Here is a 17,112-nt window from a genome sequence, read left to right on the forward strand (position 1 = left end):
AACGATCCACGCCTCAAGCGGCCTCCGCAGCCGTCCGGCGAAATTCCTTCCGCACCCAGGAAAATTCCGCCCGGCCCGGAGACAGGGAGCCTGTCAGGCGGCGATAAGGTCCGCGGCCTCTTCCTCGCTCAGGCGCGCATGGGCCATCGGGCCGAAGCCGCCCCAGCCCTTTACCTGCGGGAAGAGCGCGAGGAACAGCTGACCAAGCTGCGGGTCGAACCGTTCGGACGGGTTCTTGCCGGGATGGAAGCTCTCGATCTCGATCCCGGCGCAGCGCAGCGAGCCGTGGTTTTCCAGAACGACATGGTAGACCGTCACCGGGGCGACCGGCGTGACCTCGATCACCGACAGACCGTCGATCAGGCCGCGCGCGGGGCAATAGGCGGCGGCGTGACCGGCCGCACGGGTCCGGGCGTTGCGCATCAGCAGCCGTGCCTCGGGGCCAAGCAGGATGTCGGGCATCGGCTTGCCGCCACCGAAAGCGTCGGCGGTGATCCGGGTCATGCTGGTAGCGGCGATCCCGGGGATCGTGTTCGGCGGGAAAAGCGTCATCGAGCCGATCCAGGTCACGGTCTCGATCCGGCCTTCGCCGGTCACGACCTGCATGCCGGGCAGAAGGTCTTCGATCGCGACCGGGCCTTCCGCGGTGTCTATCACCGTGCCGCGGGCAAGGGCAGAGAAAGCCTCCTCGAATTCGGGCAGCGCCGGGGCAGTGCGGCTCTCACCCTCGATCTGGCCGTCGGCGCCGAGCCACTGCACCTCGTAGCGGCGCATCTTGAAGGTCGGGCGCGGCGGGCGCGGCGCGGGTTTGGCGCCACGCGGCAGGAACAGGTCTGTCGTTCTGGATGGGGATGACAAGGCAGGCATGGCCGAAGCCACGCTCGGGGCGGAATGCATCATATCAAAAACCTTCCGGTTCAAACTTCAAAAATAGAAACGGCGAAAAAGCCGTCACAAATGCTGCGCCCGAAAACTGGGAGCGTCTTCCTTGTGCGCCCATTCTGTCTGCCTGTCAAATCTTGGGCGAACTTTGCCGAAAACGGCCGCCAATCGCGGCCGTTATGTCAAGATTGCCGTATGGTTAATGAACAATGGCTATCGGAATGTGGCGGGAGTTCGATTCGACCGCGACGGGACCTCAGAGCCGGATCGCGGCGATCAGCCTGCCGTAGTCAGCTTCATGCCGGTGAACCGACCGGCGGAAGGAAAAGAAGCGGTCCGGGTCGGAATAGGTGCAGTGCCCGGTCCAGCGCGCCAGCCCCACACCGGCCGCGCGCAGCCGGAAGAGACCGAAGGACGGCAGGTCGAACTGCAGCCGGTCGCCTTGGCCCTGCGCGAAGAAACGGTCGTACGAGGCATCTTCGCTCAGGAAGCTCTCCATGAACTCCGGTCCGACCTCATAGGCGCGCTGGCTGATCGTCGGGCCGATCATCGCGACGATGCGGTCGGCGCGTGCGCCGAGCCGCTCCATCGCCAGCACCGTGTTTTCGAGCACCCCGGTCAAAGCGCCCCGCCAGCCCGCATGTGCCGCCCCGATCACACCTGCCCCGGCGTCGGCCAGAAGCACCGGCTGGCAGTCGGCGGTCAGGACAGACAATGCGAGACCGGGACGGTCGGTCACCATCGCATCGGCGCGCGGCGCCTTGTCGAACGGGGCGGTGACGGTCACCACATCGGCGGAATGAACCTGATGGACGCCGACGAGTGCCGCGACCGGGACCGACAGATGGGTCGCCACCCGCTCGCGGTTCATCATCACCGCTTCTGACTGGTCGGAGGAACCGAGCCCGCAGTTCAGCCCGTGGAAAATGCCGGAGGAGGCGCCGCCTTTGCGGGTGAAGAAACCGTGCGTCACGGGCTCCAGCGCCGGATCGGTCAGACTTTCGAGCGTCGTGGCCATCAGATGGGGTCCAGTCCCGGCGGTGGTGGTGCACCTGAAGGATGACAGGCGATCACCTTGAACAACTCACCCATTTCCGATGGATGGGTCAAGCGCCGATAGGCGGCGAGGTGGCTGTCGAGCGGCTGGCCCTGCAAACGCGCGGCCAGCCGCTGCGCGCGCTCGGCGATGCCGAGCCGTTCCAGAAACTGGCCCTGCGGCACCATCCGGCTTGGGCGGGCGCCGGGGCGGGTGAAAGCAAGGCTCAGCGCCTCGAAATCGACATGCGCGGTCAGATCGGCCTCGCCCGGTGCGGCGAACGGATCGGTCGGGCGATGAGCCTTCAGCGCCTGGAACGTGTCGCCGAGAGAATGCCAGCCGCCATAGTCGATCACCAGTGCGGCGCCGCCATGCGTCGCAATCCGTCGGGCGATCTCATCGGCTATAGGCGGAAGGGCAGGGCACAGCTCGACCAGATCGCCGGGGCGGGTGTCGGCGAGGCGGGGGGCGAGCGGTCCGTAAGGCGTTGCCGGTCCAAGGCCGAGCGTCAGCCGCCCGTCCTGAAGCCCGACCATCCGTTCGGACCATCCGGCCGCCGTGCGAACGAACTGGCGGATCGGCAGCGCGTCGAAGAATTCGTTGGCGACGAGGAAAAGCGGCCCTTCGGCAAGATCGGCTAGCCCGTCAAGCCACTGCACATCGTACCCCTGCAGCCGATCCTTCTGGACGCCGCGCAGCGTCGGTGAGGCTTCGACGAGACCGACCCTGATCTGCCCGGCAAGTCCGGGCACCGAGGCCATCGCCCGCAGCATATCCGCCATCAGCGTTCCGCGCCCGGGGCCAAGCTCGACCAGGCGGAAGGGCAGGGGGCGGCCCTGATCGATCCAGGCCTGCGCGAGGCAAAGGCCCAGAAGCTCGCCGAACATCTGGCTGATCTCGGGCGCGGTGGTGAAATCGCCCCGTGCCCCGAACGGGTCGCGGCTGGCGTAATAGCCGTGAACCGGATGCATCAGGCAGTCGGCCATATAGTCGGCGAGGGTGATCGGCCCCTCCGCCGCGACCCGCGCCGCGATGAGGCGGCCGAGCGGCGTCATCCCTTGGCCCGTGCCCGGGCAAGGAACCAAAGGCCGGCCGCCACCATCGGCAGGCTGAGAAGCTGACCCATGGACAGGCCGAAACCGGCCGAGCCTATGACATGGCCAAGGGGGTTGTCGGGCGTAATGAACTGCCCGTCCGCCTGCCGCACGAACTCGACGACGAAACGCGACAGGCCGTAGCCCAGAAGGAAGGTGCCGGTGATGAGGCCGGGCCGTTTCAGAGCGCCACGCCGGAAAAGCCAGTAGAGAAGGGCGCCCAGCAAGAGCCCTTCAAGACCGGCCTCGTAAAGCTGGCTCGGGTGGCGGGCGCAGTCTCCCGGAACAATGCCGGGGCAGTCCTGTGCCGCCTCGCCGGGAAAGATCACTCCCCACGGCAGGTCGGTGGGCCGCCCCCAAAGCTCGGCATTCACGAAATTCGCGAGCCGCCCGAGGAAAAGGCCGATGGGGGCCACAAGCGCCATTGCGTCCGACAGAAGCATCGGGCGCACGCCGTTCTTCCAGCAGAAGAACAGGCCCGCCGCGATCACGCCGAGAAAACCGCCGTGGAAGGACATGCCGCCTTCCCAGACCCGGAGAATCTCGCCCGGATTGGCGAGGTAATAGTCGCGCTGATAGAAGAAGACGTAGCCGAGCCTGCCGCCGAGAACCACACCGAGGACGATCAACGTCAGAAGATCCTCGACCTTGCCAGGTTCCATCGGCGCCCGGTCGCCGGGCCAGAGTGTCGGTCGCCGCATTAGCGCCTGGATCACCTTCCAGCCGACGACGAGACCGGCGAGATAGGCCAGCGCATACCAGCGCAGCGCGAAGCTGAAGGTGCCGATGTCGATCGAGAAAATCTCGCTCGACAGGTCCGGAAATGCGATGACTGCCTGCATCATGCCCTCTTTTCCGCCCGTCAGAGCCCGAGGGCGCGACATTGTCAACCTTGAGCTTCCCGGGCCTTCAGCCCATATAGGCGGCAAGATGCCCGAGAAGGAGGCTCCGCCATGGAAGGCCCGAACAAGTTCATCGACGATCTGTCGAAACTGATGACCAATGCGATGGGCGTGGCCCAGGGCGCCAAGACCGAGGCCGAGACGGCGATGAAGGGCTGGATCGACCGCTGGCTCGCCGACCGCAATTTCGTGACCCGCGAGGAGTTTGACGCCGTCCGCGCCATGGCGCAGAAGGCCCGCGAGGAAAACGAGGCGCTTGCAGCACGGATCGAGGCGCTGGAAGGTGCCAGGAAGAAGACCAAGGGCTGATGGGGCGCTCTGGGGCCGTTCCCGGTTCCGGCCGGGGCGATGATCGGCGACGGGCCCTGCGGGCGCGCGAGACGAAGGGGCAGTGAACGTGGGCAGCGATGCGCGTCTCGGGCTTCCGGAAGGCCTCGCGATCCTTATCAATCTCGCCTCTGCCACGGACCGTCGGGCGTTTCAGGAACGGCAACTCAACCGGCTTGGCGTCCCTTTTACTCTATTGGCCGCCACCAGCGTTGCCGACGTCGCCCCCGCCCAACTCGCCCGGTTCCGAAACGCCTGGGCGCGGCCCCTGCGCGCGACCGAGATCGCCTGCACCCTCTCTCACCGCCGCGCGTGGGCGGAGGTCTTGGCCGGTGGTCGGCCGCGTTTGATCCTGGAAGACGATGCCATACTGTCCCCGGCCCTGCCTGCGCTGCTCGCCGACCTGATCGGGCGCCCGGGCACCGAGTATGTGACGTTCGAAACCTACGTGCATCCGAAGCTCCTGTCGCGTGCAACGGAGCCGCTTTGCGAGGTCGGTTTCGTCCTCTCGCGCCTCTATCGGGACCGTGGGGGCGCAGCCGCCTACTTGCTCTGGCCCGACGGCGCGCGCCGCCTTCTGGCCGCGACCGAAACGGTTCTGCCGCTTGCGGATGCCGCCATTGATCTCGTCCCCGGTCTTGTCCGCCATCAGGTCGAACCCGCCGCTGCGCGGCAGGCCCAGTTCCTGCCCGCGCCACCCGCCCCGTTCGACCGGATCGGCGCATCGATCATCTTTACCGAACCGATGCCGGACCGGGGGGCGGGCGCCGCGTGGTTTCGCTTCCGGCTGCGTCGCCTGCGGATATCGCTCGGGCTTCTGCTGCGCCGCCTTCGGGCCTCAGGCGCGGTCCTGAGGCACGTCGATCCGGCCACCGACATCGGCTGGCCCGGCGACTAGGGGCATCGTCTCGCCCCTCCGACCGTCTGCGCCATCCGAGGTGGCTTTTCAGCGCACCGGCCGTGCCTATAGTGGCCCCATGACACTTACCCTCTATTCCGCATATTATGGATCGAAGGAACCGCTGAACCGCGAGGTCTTCGGCGCTTTCACCCATGTGCGGCGCGTTCTCTTCACCGACCATGCGGATGTCGATTTTCCCGGGGTCGAGATCGTTCACGATCCGCTCGACGGGCTCGACCCCGCCCGGGCCTCGCGGCGCGCCAAGCTGATGCCGCACCGCTATCTGGGCGAGGGCTGGTCTCTCTGGCTCGACAACAAGTCGCGGCTGAAACGCGATCCGCTGGAGATTCTTGAAACGGTGACGGCGGGCAGCGATGCCGCCTTCTTCGCGTTTGCGCATTTCCGCCGGGACTGCGTCTATCAGGAACTGCAGACCTGCTGGGAGAACGGGCTGGATGACTATCGTATCCTGAGGGAACGCGAGCGCACCTACCGTGCCGAGGGCATGCCTGGGCATTCGGGCCTGATCGAGGGCCATTTCATCCTGCGCCGCCATCAGGATCCGGCGGTTGCGCATTTCGGCGAGCGCTGGTTCGAACATGTGCTGCGCTATTCGCGCCGCGACCAGATTTCCTTCCCCTATCTGGTCTGGAAACTTGGCCTGCCTTTCGAATTCATTCGAAGTCTCGACTGGCGCGAGACGGTTCAGCACGATTTCCTCGACCGTGCGAACCGGGTGCCGGACTTTCCGCGCAAGCATCTGGCCTATCAGGCGGCTCGACGCTTCTATCATTCCATCAAGGGGCGATGACGGGCCGCTCATCGCGCGCCGGGCGCGCGCTCTTCGCTCGGTGAGCGAGGAACCCCGTCAGGAGCGACGAGCGGCCCGGGCGGGCCTGAGTCTTTGCCGCCACAGATCGGCCGCCCAAATCTGGTGGGCCGAAAAAGCCCCTACCCATCCTTTGGGTGCGCCCCTATAGTCCTTGCGGGCAAAGGGTTTTCGGGGAGATATCCATGCGCTGTCCGTTTTGCGGCAATGTCGATACGCAGGTGAAGGACAGCCGCCCGGCTGAAGACCATGTCTCGATCCGGCGGCGGCGGTTCTGCGCGGCCTGTGGCGGGCGCTTCACCACCTATGAGCGCGTGCAGTTACGCGACCTCGTGGTGATCAAGTCCTCGGGTCGTCGCGAGGACTTCGACCGCTCGAAGCTCGAACGCTCGATCCGCATCGCCATGCAGAAGCGCCCGATCGAGCCGGAACGGATCGACCAGATGATTTCCGGCATCGTCCGCCGTCTGGAAAGCCTTGGCGAGACCGACATTCCCTCGAAGACCATCGGCGAGATCGTTATGGAGACGCTCGCACGGATCGACACGGTTGCCTATGTGCGCTTCGCCAGCGTCTACAAGAATTTCCAGGCCGCCGACGATTTCGACAAGTTCGTCTCGGAACTGCGCCCGGCGGCCGGCGCCGAGGAGTGAGCGGCGCGGACGACCGCGCCTTCATGGCCCAGGCGATCGCACTGGGCGCGCGCGGGCTTGGCCGGGTCTGGCCCAATCCGGCGGTCGGCTGCGTGATCGTGAACGAGGGCCGGATCGTCGGCCGTGGCTGGACTGCCGATGGCGGGCGGCCCCATGCCGAGCCGCAGGCGCTCGGCCAGGCGGGCGTGCTCGCGCGCGGCGCCACCGCCTATGTGAGCCTTGAGCCCTGCGCCCACCATGGCAAGACCCCGCCCTGCGTGGACGCCCTGATCGCGGCGGGCGTGGCGCGTGTCGTCACAGCGCTTGAGGACCCTGACCCTAGGGTCGCGGGCGGGGGGCATGCGCTGCTGCGCGATGCCGGTATCGTGGTAGAGACCGGCCTCATGCAGGCCGAGGCGCGGGCGGTCCAGAAAGGTTTCCTCAGTCGCGTCACTCTCGGGCGACCGATGCTGACCCTGAAGCTCGCAACCAGCCTCGACGGCCGGATCGCGACCGCCTCGGGCGAAAGCCGCTGGATCACCGGGCCAGAGGCGCGGCGGCGGACCCATCTGATGCGGGCCTGTCATGATGCCGTGCTGATCGGGGCGGGTACCGCGCGGGCGGATGATCCGGGTCTGACGGTGCGCGGGCTCGGCGTCACCGGTCAGCCTGTGAGGATTGTCGCGGCGCGCGGGCTTGACCTGCCGCGCGATGGCCAGTTGGCCAGGACGGCGACAGAGGTTCCGCTGTGGCTCCTGCACGGTCCGGACGCTGCCGCCGCCGCGCGCAGCCACTGGTCCGCGCTCGGCGCGCGGCTGATCGAAGTTCCGCTCGCCGACGGCGGTCTCGACATGAGGGCGGCTTTTCAGGTCCTGGGCGCCCTTGGCCTGACCCGGGTGTTCTGCGAGGGCGGCGGGGCGCTGGCAGCGGCGCTGATCCGCGCCGGTCTGGCGGACGAGCTTGCGCTTTTCACCTCCGGCCTCGCGCTTGGCAGCGATGCCCGGCCGGGCGTTGGCGCGCTGGGTCTTGACACTCTGGCGGGCGCCGGACGCTATCGGCTGGAGGAGCTTTGCCCGGTCGGCGGTGACGTGCTGAGCCGCTGGTCGCGCATGTGACGCGGGCGGACGCGGGCGGACCGGGCCGCTCATCGGCCCTCGTGGCCCTCTTCGCGAGGAGGGCGCGGCCCGCGCCCGAGGAGCGGCCCGTCAGCGCCAGAGCCAGGGCTGGCCCGCCAGAAGGCCCTGAAGCTTTGACAGAACCCGATAGCCCGCGCCCGGTCGTGGCACCTGGCCCTGTGCCAGACGGTCCACGATCACCTCGGCGGGGCAGGGCAGGCCGGTCTTTGGGTCACGGTAGCGCGGATAGGCGATCAGCGCGGCATGGACGAGCTTTTCAGGCGTGGGCCGTGCCTTGCGGTGCGGGATCGAAGGGCCAAGATCGCGCGTGAGGCCCCAGCCCGCATAGAAGGGCGCGCCGAGACAGGCGACGGGCCTGCCGCGCATCAGCGCCTCGAAGCCGAGCGTCGAGGTGATGGTCCAGACCTCGTCCACCTCGACGAGAAGCGCCGCCGGATCGGCGGCGCGCACGAGGAGAGCGCCGCGCGCGGTCAGGTCCGCCGGGGCGATCAGGCCGGGCCGGAGGCCCGCCTCGACGTCGGGGTGGGGCTTGTAGAGGATCACCGCCCCGGGGTTTTCCGCCCGTGCGCGGTCCAGCAGCGCAAGGTTCGTCCGAACCTCGCCCGCGCCGAGCCGGATCGAGGCATCGTCCTCGACCTGACCCACGACCAGGATGCGCCGCCCCTGAGGCAGAGCGGGCAGCGCGCCGCCGATATTGTATTTGGTCAGGCCCGCCCTGGTGATCGCGGCGATCAGCTTGCGCGCCCGCTCCTCCTCCCCGGCAGCGGGCGGCGCGGCGATCAGCCGGTCGAGATCGCTTTCCCGCGTCGGGTCGTAGTAGATGCCGCTTGCATCGCTCACCAGAGACAGGGGTGGCACAAGTTCGGCGCCAAGCCCGCGCGAGCGCAGAAGGCCGTCCTCCACCCGGCGGACCGCAAGATCCGGGCCGGCAGCTGCGGGGGCGGCCGCGCCCCATGCCAGCAAAGTGCGCCCGCTTGCCCGCGCTTCCTCGACCGCCCGCCCGCCCTCGCGGAACAGGACGGGTTTCCCGCGCCCGTAGAATTTCTGCAGATGCGCCCGCTTCCACAGCCGCATTCCGCTGGCGACATAGCCCGCCCGGTCCTCGCGACAGGCGCGCACTTCGGCCTCCAGTTGGTTCAGCATCTCCTCGAAGCTGCACAGCCGGTCGCGGCAGGGGTCGTACCAGACGGGGTAGAGGATCATCGCGGCGGCAAAGAGCTGCGCGCGGGTCAGTTTCCGCTGGCGCCGCCAGACCGGCTGGCGGTCGTCGGTCAGGCCCCAGCCCGCATAGAAAGGCTGGCCGAAGACATGGGGCCTGTGGCCCGCGAGAATCGCCTCGAACCCCATCTGGGACGAGACCGTATAGACCGCGACCGCGCCCTCAAAGAGTGTCTGCGGCGTCAGGGCCGGGTCGGCAAATTCGATCGGCCCCATCGCGCGGTCGTCGGGTCCGTAATGGCCAGGCCGGTGGCCCGCGCCGGTTTCGGGGTGGCTGCGGATCAGGATCGGGCGCCCGGGATGTTCGTCCATCGCGACGAACAACATCTCGCGGAAGGTGGCCGCCGTCGCCCCGCCATGGATGATCGAGGCATCGCCCCTGGTCTGGTCGATCACCAGCACATAGCCGGGCGGCGGCGGCGTGGCGGCAGGATCGGAGAGATTGTATTTCGAAAGATGCCCCGCCGCGATCTGCGCCATTCCCGCACGGGCGCGGCCCAGAAGATGGCTGTCATCCAGCGGATGGGTCGCGAGAAGGATCTCCAGATCGGACGGACTGTCGGCGGCGAAATGCACGCCGCGCTCATCGAGCAGCAGCCCGAGCGGCGGCGCGCCCTCGCGGCCGAGTTGCACCGAGCGCAGGAACGGGTCCTCGACCCTCAGGACCGGGCGCGCGAACCTCTCCGCCACCGCCTCGCCGCGCGGCGCGGTCGGGCTCTTGCCCCAGACGCCGACATGATCTTCGGGCCGTAGGGGCGCGCCAAGCCGCACATCCCAGCCTTTCAGCGCCAGAATGCGGCGGATGCGCGCCTGGGTCAGGAAGCCGCCATTATAGACGAAAAGCCGCCGGGCGCTGTCACGACCGGCGGCGTCGCGCGTCGGAGCGCCGCTCAATTGCCCTGCGCGAGCGCGCTGACGGAATTGGCCGAGCTTGCGGTGCCGGTCAGCACGGCCAGCGTCTTCTGCCACTGAACATAGGGCGCTTCGGTCACATAGAGCGTGTCGCCGTCGCGGATCAGGAAATCGCGCGCGTTGAAAAGCCCATCGGGTTCGGTCAGGTTCAGCACATAGGCCACGCGCTGCGGGCCATTCAGGTCGTTGCGGCCAAGGACGGCACGGGCGATCGCCTCGCTTTCGTCGCGCAGGACGAACACCCCCTTGGGATCGGCGAAATTGGTCGAAAGGCCGCCGACCTGTGCCAGCGCCTCGATGGCGGTCAGGGTGGGGGTTTCGAACTGCACGCGGTTTTGCGCGCCGGTCGCGCCCATCGCGGTGAAGGAGCGCGGGTCGGCCTCGACAAGGATGATGTCACCGGGACGCAGCGCGATATCCATCGCCGGGTTCTGGTAGATGTCGACGAGGCGCGCCTGGCCAGACGACTTGCCGCGCGTCAGCGTCACCTGGGCGGCCTGCGGATCGACCGCCACGCCACCTGCGCGTGCGATCATCGCCGACAGGGAACGCGTGGGCCGCTCGATCGGGTAGACGCCCTGTGCGCCGATGTCACCGATGACCGAAACCGTCGCACCATCGCCTGCAAGCCGCGTCACCTCGACCTGCGGGTCGGGGGTCTGCTCAGACAGCTTGTCGGTGATGATCCGGCGCAATTCATCGACCGAATTGCCTGCGGCCTTCACCCGGCCCGCATAGGGCACGAAGATGAAGCCCTGGCCGTCGACCTGAATTTCCTGAAGCGGGGTGGCCTTGTTGCCCTTGGCCAAAAGCCCGTTATCGACGTTTTCCCAGATCACCAGACCGAGCTTGTCGCCGGGTCGCACATCGTCGGACCCGACCAGACCGGCATGGCGGAAGGCCGCCGGGAAGCCGATGGGTGCCTCTTCCCCGGTCAGGCGGGCGACGCGAGCGTCGACGGGAATGATGAAGGAATTGCCCTGCCGCTCGACACTGCCTGCAAGGATCTCTTTCTTGTTCGGCCCCGAGCGCGGCAGACCGCAGGCAGCGACCAGCGCCACCATGGAAACAAGAACCAGACTGCGCGTCCGGCGTTTGCCAGATTGGATCACTCTTCGGTTTCCGTTTATTATCCTGCCTCTTTGAGCGCGATGGTAGCGGTTGCGGCGGCAAAAAAACAGCCCCCTCAACTCACCCTCAATTCACCGCCCGGATGTGTTGCCGCTCTGCCGCGGCCGCCTGAAGAAGCGTGACATAGGGATCATGCGGCGCCAGCATCATGTCCACGACCCGCCGCAGCGCCCTGCGGCGCCCGGCGGCAGAATAGAAGCCGCCCGGAATCTGCGAGGTTTCCAGAAGGAACTGCCGGTAGTCGGAATAGGCGCGCGAGTCGGGGCGGGCTGGCGCGGCGAAGAACTCGGCAAGCGGCTGGGGGGACACGAAGTCCGGCTTGTCATAGACCGCGCGGCCAAGAAGCTTGACCGGCAGTCCCCGCCACAGCGCCTGCTGGGCGGCAGTGGAATTGACCGTCACCGCGCTTGCCGCCTCGCGCAGAAGCTGGGCAAGCTTGCCGCCGGTCACGAAATGAACCCGCGCCGACAGGCCGCGCGCCGCGGCGCCCTCGCGGATCAGCCGGGCCAGCGGCAGGCGCCCGTCCTCCAACGGATGGGCCTTGAAGACCAGATGGTGATGCGCCGCCGCCCCCCGTGCGAAAGCGTCGAGGCACTGGGTCACGAAATCAGCCATCGAGGCGAAATCGGAATGCGCCCGGAAGCTCGCATCATGTTCAAGCTGCAGCAGCACCAGATGATAGGGAAAGCCGCTTTGCCGTATGCGGCGTTCGGCAAGCCGGCGCCCGATCCTCACGAACGGCATCGTGAAGAAGCGCTGCAGATGCAGCCGCGCCTCGCGTGCCACGCCGATCTCTCGGTGCGGACGGTGACCGGGATAGGCGCGGTTCATCGTCAGGATCAGGAAATGATAAAGCGCGCCGTAGAACATATGCTCGCGCATGTCGCCCCAATGGACCGGCGCGGGCGGCTGTTCGGCGCCCGGCCGGGCGAGGGCAGCGCGCATCGTCGCGAGGTCAAGCTGCATCAGCCGCGAATTGCCGTTCGATCCGTCGCGTTCGTAGGTGATCCAGTAGGGCCTGAGATAGCCCTCTTCGAAGACATGGATGCGCAACCCGCGTTCCTTCGCCAGCCGGATCGCCGTGGCGTGGATCGGTCGGCTGTCGCCGTAAAGCGCGATATCGGTGATGCGCAGTTCCGTCAGCAGGTCGGCGAGCCGCGCCTCCCATTCGCCAAGCGGCGCACGGAAGGCGATATAGTTCGGGCCGCGCCAGAAGAACGCGTCGCCGCGATTGAACCCGACGCGCCAGACCTCGGCACCCGCTGTGCGCAAGAGGTCGCCGAGCCGCGCGAAGAACGGCCCGTGCGGCCCCTGCAGCAACAGGAAGCGCCGGTCGGCGGCGGACGGCGGAGGGGAGGTGCGTCGGGTCATGCTTTTGCCAATCTGTCGGTTTTTCCCGCTTTCATCTTGCCCTCGTTGCGCCGGACCCTTCCGCCACGCCCTTGCGCCAGGGCGCCGCGCTCGCTAGGCAATCGGGAAAGGAGACGCTCATGTTCACAGGTATAGTCACCGACATTGGCGAAGTCATGGCGCTTGAGCGTCGCGGCGATCTTTGGGCGCGGATCGGCACGCATTATCCGGCCGGCGGCATCGACATCGGCGCCTCGATCGCCTGCGACGGCTGCTGTCTGACGGTCATTGCGCGCGGGGCAGAGGACGGGCGCACCTGGTTCGATGTGCAGATATCGGCCGAAAGCATCGCCAAGACCACGATCGGGTCCAACCGCGTGGGTTGGTCGGTCGGACGGCGGCTGAACCTTGAACGGGCGCTGAAGGTGGGCGACGAGCTGGGCGGCCATATCGTCTCGGGCCATGTGGACGGCGTGGCCGAGATCGTCGGGATGGAGGATGAAGGCGAAAGCACCCGGTTCACCTTCCGGGCGCCCGAGGCGCTTGCGGGCTTCATCGCGCCCAAGGGATCGGTGGCGCTGAACGGCACGTCTCTGACGGTGAACGAGGTGAACGGCCGGGAGTTCGGCGTCAACATCATCCCCCATACCAAGGCTGTCACCACCTGGGGGGCGGCGCGCCTGGGCGATCAGGTGAATATCGAGATCGACACGCTTGCGCGCTATGTGGCGCGGATGCGGGACTGGGCCAACGGCTGACGCCTGCGCGGGCAAATCTTTTCGAAAAGATTTGCCAAAATCCTTTGAAGGATTTTGGTCTGCCCGATAGACAGGCGCCATGCCTGAAAAACCGGCGTTGCGTCCGGCGATCCGCCCGGCACGCGCCTTTGAGCTTGCCCGCAGCCGGCGATCCTGAAAGCTTGGCAATCGCGATGATTAACCTGATCGGGCATAACGGCGGCCCGACGCTGGAGGGCGGCGCAAGCTGGCGGGCGCATTGCTGGCGGACGGCGCGGGCGCGGCTTCTACCGGTGCTGCCGGTCGAGGTGGTTCGCCTCAGGGTCAAGCGGGCGGCGGAACTTGGGCTGGATTACAAGACCTATGCCGGAGTGCGCGCGACGACCGGGCGCGACCTCTTGGCCTTTCTCTTTTCATCGAATGCGCTCGCCCTGTCTGTGGCGCAGCCGGTCCTGCCGCCGGAACGGGCGGGCAAGCTTGACCAGATCACCGCCTGCGGCCGCATCGCGCTGGCCAATCCGCCGCTGACGCCCGAGGCGGTCAGGAATGCCGCCTGCATGATCGACGCCGCCCATGCCGCGCCTGCGCTTCTCGCGCCGGAACGCGAGGTCCGCGCCCGGCTGCGCGCGGCACTCGGGCACCTTCCGGCCGATGCCGTTCTGCTCATCGGCGATCACGCGCTGGAACGCGACTGGTGCGCGGCGGGCAGGCTGGCGGGCTATCTCTCTGCCGAGAGGTTCTTCACGGCGCCGACTGCGCGCTGAGACAGCGCCCTGTCGCTTGAGGCCGGTAAAGCGCCGCCGCCGCCTCTGGCCTTTCGGGCGCGCATCGTCTATGCCCGCCGGTGACTTTTCCCTGCCCCGGGCCGCCCATGACCGACGATCTGAAATCCGTGATTTCGCCCACCGAAGAGATCATCGAAGAGGCCCGGAACGGCCGGATGTTCGTGCTTGTCGACCATGAGGACCGCGAGAACGAGGGCGATCTGGTGATCCCCGCACAGATGGCCACGCCCGAGGCGATCAATTTCATGGCCATGCACGGGCGGGGACTGATCTGTCTGACGCTTCCGGCCGAGCGGATCGAGACGCTGGGCCTGCCGCTCATGTCCACCAAGAATTCCTCGCGTCACGAAACGGCCTTCACCATCTCGATCGAGGCGCGCGAAGGGGTGACGACCGGCATTTCCGCCCATGACCGGGCGCGCACGGTTGCTGTCGCCATCGACCCTTCGAAAGGCGCCGCCGATATTGCGACGCCGGGCCACATCTTTCCGCTGCGCGCCCGCGACGGTGGCGTTCTGGTGCGCGCGGGCCATACCGAGGCCGCGACCGACGTGTCGCGCCTCGCGGGCCTCAATCCGGCGGGCGTGATCTGCGAGATCATGAACGAGGACGGCACGATGGCCCGCCTGCCGGAACTGGTCGCCTTCGCGCAGAAGCACCGGCTGAAGATCGGCACGATTTCCGACCTCATCGCCTACCGGCTGCGCCATGACAGTCTGGTGCGCGAGATCGCCCAGCGGCAGGTCACCTCGATCCACGGCGGCGACTGGCATATGCGGGTCTTCACCGATGCCACGCAGGGCGCCGAACATATCGTGCTGACCAAGGGCGATATCGCCACGCAAGCGCCGGTTCTCGTCCGCATGCATTCGCTCAATCCGCTGGAAGATGTCCTTGGCCTCCACCCCTCGCATGCGGGCCAGATGCCTGCCGCGATGCGCGCCATCGCCGAGGAGGGCCGGGGGGCGGTCGTGATGCTGCGCGACACGCAGATGAAGCTTGCGCTGGATGAGGAGGCAACGCCCCACAAGCTGCGCCAATATGGGCTCGGCGCGCAGATCCTCGCGGCCCTCGGCCTCAACCGGATCGAGCTTCTGACCAATTCCGGAACGCCGAAGATCGTCGGGCTCGACGCCTACGGGCTCGAGATCACCGGCACCCGCCCGATTGCACTGGACTGAGCCATGGCCGCAAACGAACAGCATTATTCCCTGCCGCTGCCCGATTTCGACAAGCCGCTGAGGCTTCTGATCGTCGTGGCGCCCTATTACCGCGACATCGCCGACAACCTGATCGCCGGGGCGAAGGCCATGGCGGCCAAGGCGGGTGCGACGGCCGAGGTGATCGAGGTTCCCGGGGCGCTCGAAGTGCCGACGGCGATCGGCATGGCTTTTCGCATGGCCGATTATGACGGCTTCGTCGCGCTTGGCTGCGTGATCCGGGGCGAGACCACGCATTACGACACGGTCTGCAACGATTCATCGCGCGGCATCACCATGCTTGGCCTTTCAGGTGCCTGTATCGGCAATGGCATCCTGACGGTCGAGAACCGCGAGCAGGCCGAGGTCAGGGCCGATCCGGAGGGCCAGAACAAGGGTGGCGGTGCGGCAGCGGCGGCCTTGCATCTGATCGCACTTTCCCGCAAATGGGCGCGCCAGACCAAGGGCATGGGCTTCAAGCCCGCCGAATGAGAGAGAGATGACCGACGACGCCCCCCGCAAGCCGACGCAGGAAGAGAAGCGGCAGATGAAGTCCGCTGCCCGGCTCTATGCCGTGCAGGCGCTTTTCCAGATGGAGGCGGCGAGCCAGACAGTCGACAAGGTGCGCCGTGAGTTCGAGACGCACCGCTTCGGCGCGACGATCGAGGGCGATGAATTCGCCGAGGGGGATACGCACCTCTTCCGCCAGATCATCGAAGAGGCGGTGAACTGGCAGGCCAAGATCGACCAGATGACCGATAGGGCGCTGGTTGCCAAATGGCCTCTCGACCGGATCGACCCGGTGTTGCGCGCGCTCTTCCGCGCCGCGGGGGCGGAGCTTCTGCAGCCCTCGACCCCGCCGCGCGTCGCGATCACTGAATATGTCGATGTGGCACACGCCTTCTTCCCCGATGGGCGGGAACCGAAATTCGTCAACGCGGTCCTCGACCATATGGCGCGCGAGGCCCGTCCCGAAGCTTTCTGAGGGACTAGCCGCTCATCGTCGCCTGCGGCGCTCTTCGCTTGGCGCGCGGGCACAGGCCGCTTACGCTGTGGCAAACACAGTGACCGGAGAGCATCATGCCGCCTGCCGCCCAGATCCTGATCGCCGCCATAGCGGCGCTGCATCTCAATATCCTCTGGTTCGAGATGTTCGCCTGGGAAAGCCGGGGGCCGAAGATCTTCCGGTCTTTCCCGAAGGACCTCTTTGCACCCACGAAGGTGATGGCCGCCAACCAGGGGCTTTACAACGGCTTCCTCGCCGCCGGTCTCATCTGGTCGCTGATCGCGCCCGAGCCGATGGCCCGCCCGCTTGCCAGCTTCTTCCTTGGCTGCGTGCTCGTCGCCGGTCTATTCGGCGCGCTCACCGCCTCGCGCCGCATCCTTTATGTGCAGGCGCTGCCTGCGGCACTGGGGCTGGCGGCGGTCTGGTTCCTCTAAGCGGCGGGCCTGCGTCACTCTGCCTCTGGCGCCGGGAGCCTGAACCCTTAGATTGGTGGCGGAGGGTCCAGCGATGCCCGAACTTGTCCGCCTTTACATCCGCCACGTGATCATCGGCTTCCTGCTCGGGGCGGCCTTCACCGCGCTGCTTCTGTGGCTGAACGTCGCGAACCTCTGGCATCTGGTGACGGCCACGCGCGAGGGGCCGCTCGCCGTCCTGATGCTCGTCGTCTTCAACACGATCGTCTTTTCAGGCGTGCAGTTTGCCTATGCCGTGATGCAGATGGCAGAGAGACCGGGTGGGGCTGGCGGCACCAAGGCGCCCGTCGCGCTGACCGAACCGGCGCCTGTCGCGGCACAGAAGACAAGTGGCGGGAACCGCAGCGACCGTGCCGGCGTGAATTTCCCGAGAGCCTGACTAGTCAGGTGGGAGCCAGATACCTGGGCCAGGACCCAGGCAGAGCCAGCCCCCTCGGAAAAGAGTATCGGCCACTGGAAAAGGGCCGGATACGAGAAGAGCAGAACCCGCCATCAAACAATCTATGCCCGCAGCTTGGCAGCTTCAAGGCGGGACTGTCGGGGCTTGACGAAATGTTCGTCT

The 17,112-nt window shown here is 67.1% G+C and carries 19 protein-coding genes; 12 read left to right on the plus strand and 7 right to left on the minus strand.

All coding sequences use genetic code 11. The annotated features are described in order from the left end of the window. Positions 1-93 precede the first annotated feature (93 nt). From P0645_RS01420 to lgt, 4 genes are all read right to left on the minus strand, one after another. A complete protein-coding gene (locus P0645_RS01420; protein ID WP_284162769.1) occupies positions 94-900 on the minus strand; it encodes a Hint domain-containing protein in 807 nt (268 codons plus the stop codon). Between the two features lie 238 nt (positions 901-1,138). Beyond that, positions 1,139-1,900 carry a peptidoglycan editing factor PgeF gene (pgeF, locus tag P0645_RS01425; protein ID WP_284162770.1) on the minus strand — a complete coding sequence of 254 codons (762 nt, stop codon included), beginning with the start codon at positions 1,898-1,900 and terminating at the stop codon, positions 1,139-1,141. Further along, complete coding sequence (locus P0645_RS01430) at positions 1,900-2,973, minus strand: class I SAM-dependent methyltransferase (protein WP_284162771.1); 1,074 nt, start codon at positions 2,971-2,973, stop codon at positions 1,900-1,902. The genes pgeF and P0645_RS01430 overlap by 1 nt, the downstream gene beginning before the upstream one ends. Beyond that, positions 2,970-3,854 carry a prolipoprotein diacylglyceryl transferase gene (lgt, locus tag P0645_RS01435; RefSeq protein WP_284162772.1) on the minus strand — a complete coding sequence of 295 codons (885 nt, stop codon included), beginning with the start codon at positions 3,852-3,854 and terminating at the stop codon, positions 2,970-2,972. The genes P0645_RS01430 and lgt overlap by 4 nt, the downstream gene beginning before the upstream one ends. 111 nt (positions 3,855-3,965) lie before the next feature. Here lgt and P0645_RS01440 point away from each other — a divergent pair, with 111 nt between their 5' ends. The 5 genes from P0645_RS01440 (at position 3,966) to ribD (ending at position 7,718) form a co-directional block, all read left to right on the plus strand. Then, positions 3,966-4,223, plus strand: a complete 258-nt coding sequence (locus P0645_RS01440; protein ID WP_284162774.1) for an accessory factor UbiK family protein — start codon at positions 3,966-3,968, stop codon at positions 4,221-4,223. An 82-nt stretch (positions 4,224-4,305) separates the two neighbouring features. Next, positions 4,306-5,139: a glycosyltransferase family 25 protein gene (locus P0645_RS01445; protein ID WP_284162775.1), complete on the plus strand. Its 834-nt coding sequence runs from the start codon at positions 4,306-4,308 to the stop codon at positions 5,137-5,139. Positions 5,140-5,218: 79 nt separating this feature from the next. Beyond that, positions 5,219-5,953 (plus strand): glycosyltransferase domain-containing protein, encoded by a 735-nt coding sequence (locus P0645_RS01450; protein ID WP_284162776.1) that lies wholly within the window; start codon positions 5,219-5,221, stop codon positions 5,951-5,953. A 203-nt stretch (positions 5,954-6,156) separates the two neighbouring features. Next, positions 6,157-6,624 carry a transcriptional regulator NrdR gene (nrdR, locus tag P0645_RS01455; protein ID WP_284162777.1) on the plus strand — a complete coding sequence of 156 codons (468 nt, stop codon included), beginning with the start codon at positions 6,157-6,159 and terminating at the stop codon, positions 6,622-6,624. After that, positions 6,621-7,718: a bifunctional diaminohydroxyphosphoribosylaminopyrimidine deaminase/5-amino-6-(5-phosphoribosylamino)uracil reductase RibD gene (ribD, locus tag P0645_RS01460; RefSeq protein ID WP_284162778.1), complete on the plus strand. Its 1,098-nt coding sequence runs from the start codon at positions 6,621-6,623 to the stop codon at positions 7,716-7,718. The genes nrdR and ribD overlap by 4 nt, the downstream gene beginning before the upstream one ends. 90 nt (positions 7,719-7,808) lie before the next feature. Here ribD and P0645_RS01465 read toward each other — a convergent pair whose 3' ends face one another. The 3 genes from P0645_RS01465 to P0645_RS01475 all read right to left on the minus strand — a co-directional run bounded on the left by P0645_RS01465 (position 7,809) and on the right by P0645_RS01475 (position 12,371). After that, a complete protein-coding gene (locus P0645_RS01465) occupies positions 7,809-9,851 on the minus strand; it encodes a capsule polysaccharide biogenesis protein (protein ID WP_284162779.1) in 2,043 nt (680 codons plus the stop codon). Next, positions 9,848-10,933, minus strand: a complete 1,086-nt coding sequence (locus P0645_RS01470; protein ID WP_284163356.1) for a polysaccharide biosynthesis/export family protein — start codon at positions 10,931-10,933, stop codon at positions 9,848-9,850. The genes P0645_RS01465 and P0645_RS01470 overlap by 4 nt, the downstream gene beginning before the upstream one ends. A gap of 133 nt (positions 10,934-11,066) precedes the next feature. Continuing rightward, complete coding sequence (locus P0645_RS01475) at positions 11,067-12,371, minus strand: capsule polysaccharide biogenesis protein (RefSeq protein ID WP_284162780.1); 1,305 nt, start codon at positions 12,369-12,371, stop codon at positions 11,067-11,069. A gap of 119 nt (positions 12,372-12,490) precedes the next feature. Between P0645_RS01475 and P0645_RS01480 the strand changes: the two genes are divergently transcribed. From P0645_RS01480 to P0645_RS01510, 7 genes are all read left to right on the plus strand, one after another. Further along, positions 12,491-13,108 (plus strand): riboflavin synthase, encoded by a 618-nt coding sequence (locus tag P0645_RS01480; protein WP_284162781.1) that lies wholly within the window; start codon positions 12,491-12,493, stop codon positions 13,106-13,108. Positions 13,109-13,281: 173 nt separating this feature from the next. After that, a complete protein-coding gene (locus P0645_RS01485; protein ID WP_284162782.1) occupies positions 13,282-13,851 on the plus strand; it encodes a hypothetical protein in 570 nt (189 codons plus the stop codon). Positions 13,852-13,958: 107 nt separating this feature from the next. Then, positions 13,959-15,053 (plus strand): 3,4-dihydroxy-2-butanone-4-phosphate synthase, encoded by a 1,095-nt coding sequence (gene ribB, locus P0645_RS01490; protein ID WP_284162783.1) that lies wholly within the window; start codon positions 13,959-13,961, stop codon positions 15,051-15,053. 3 nt (positions 15,054-15,056) lie between these two features. Next, positions 15,057-15,563 (plus strand): 6,7-dimethyl-8-ribityllumazine synthase, encoded by a 507-nt coding sequence (locus P0645_RS01495; RefSeq protein WP_284162784.1) that lies wholly within the window; start codon positions 15,057-15,059, stop codon positions 15,561-15,563. Between the two features lie 7 nt (positions 15,564-15,570). Further along, positions 15,571-16,056 carry a transcription antitermination factor NusB gene (gene nusB / locus P0645_RS01500; protein ID WP_284162785.1) on the plus strand — a complete coding sequence of 162 codons (486 nt, stop codon included), beginning with the start codon at positions 15,571-15,573 and terminating at the stop codon, positions 16,054-16,056. 95 nt (positions 16,057-16,151) lie between these two features. After that, complete coding sequence (locus tag P0645_RS01505) at positions 16,152-16,511, plus strand: DUF1304 domain-containing protein (protein WP_284162786.1); 360 nt, start codon at positions 16,152-16,154, stop codon at positions 16,509-16,511. 73 nt (positions 16,512-16,584) lie between these two features. After that, complete coding sequence (locus P0645_RS01510) at positions 16,585-16,929, plus strand: hypothetical protein (protein ID WP_284162787.1); 345 nt, start codon at positions 16,585-16,587, stop codon at positions 16,927-16,929. The last annotated feature ends 183 nt before the right edge of the window (positions 16,930-17,112 follow it).

Source organism: Frigidibacter sp. SD6-1, assembly GCF_030143255.1.
Classification (GTDB): domain Bacteria; phylum Pseudomonadota; class Alphaproteobacteria; order Rhodobacterales; family Rhodobacteraceae; genus TMP-24.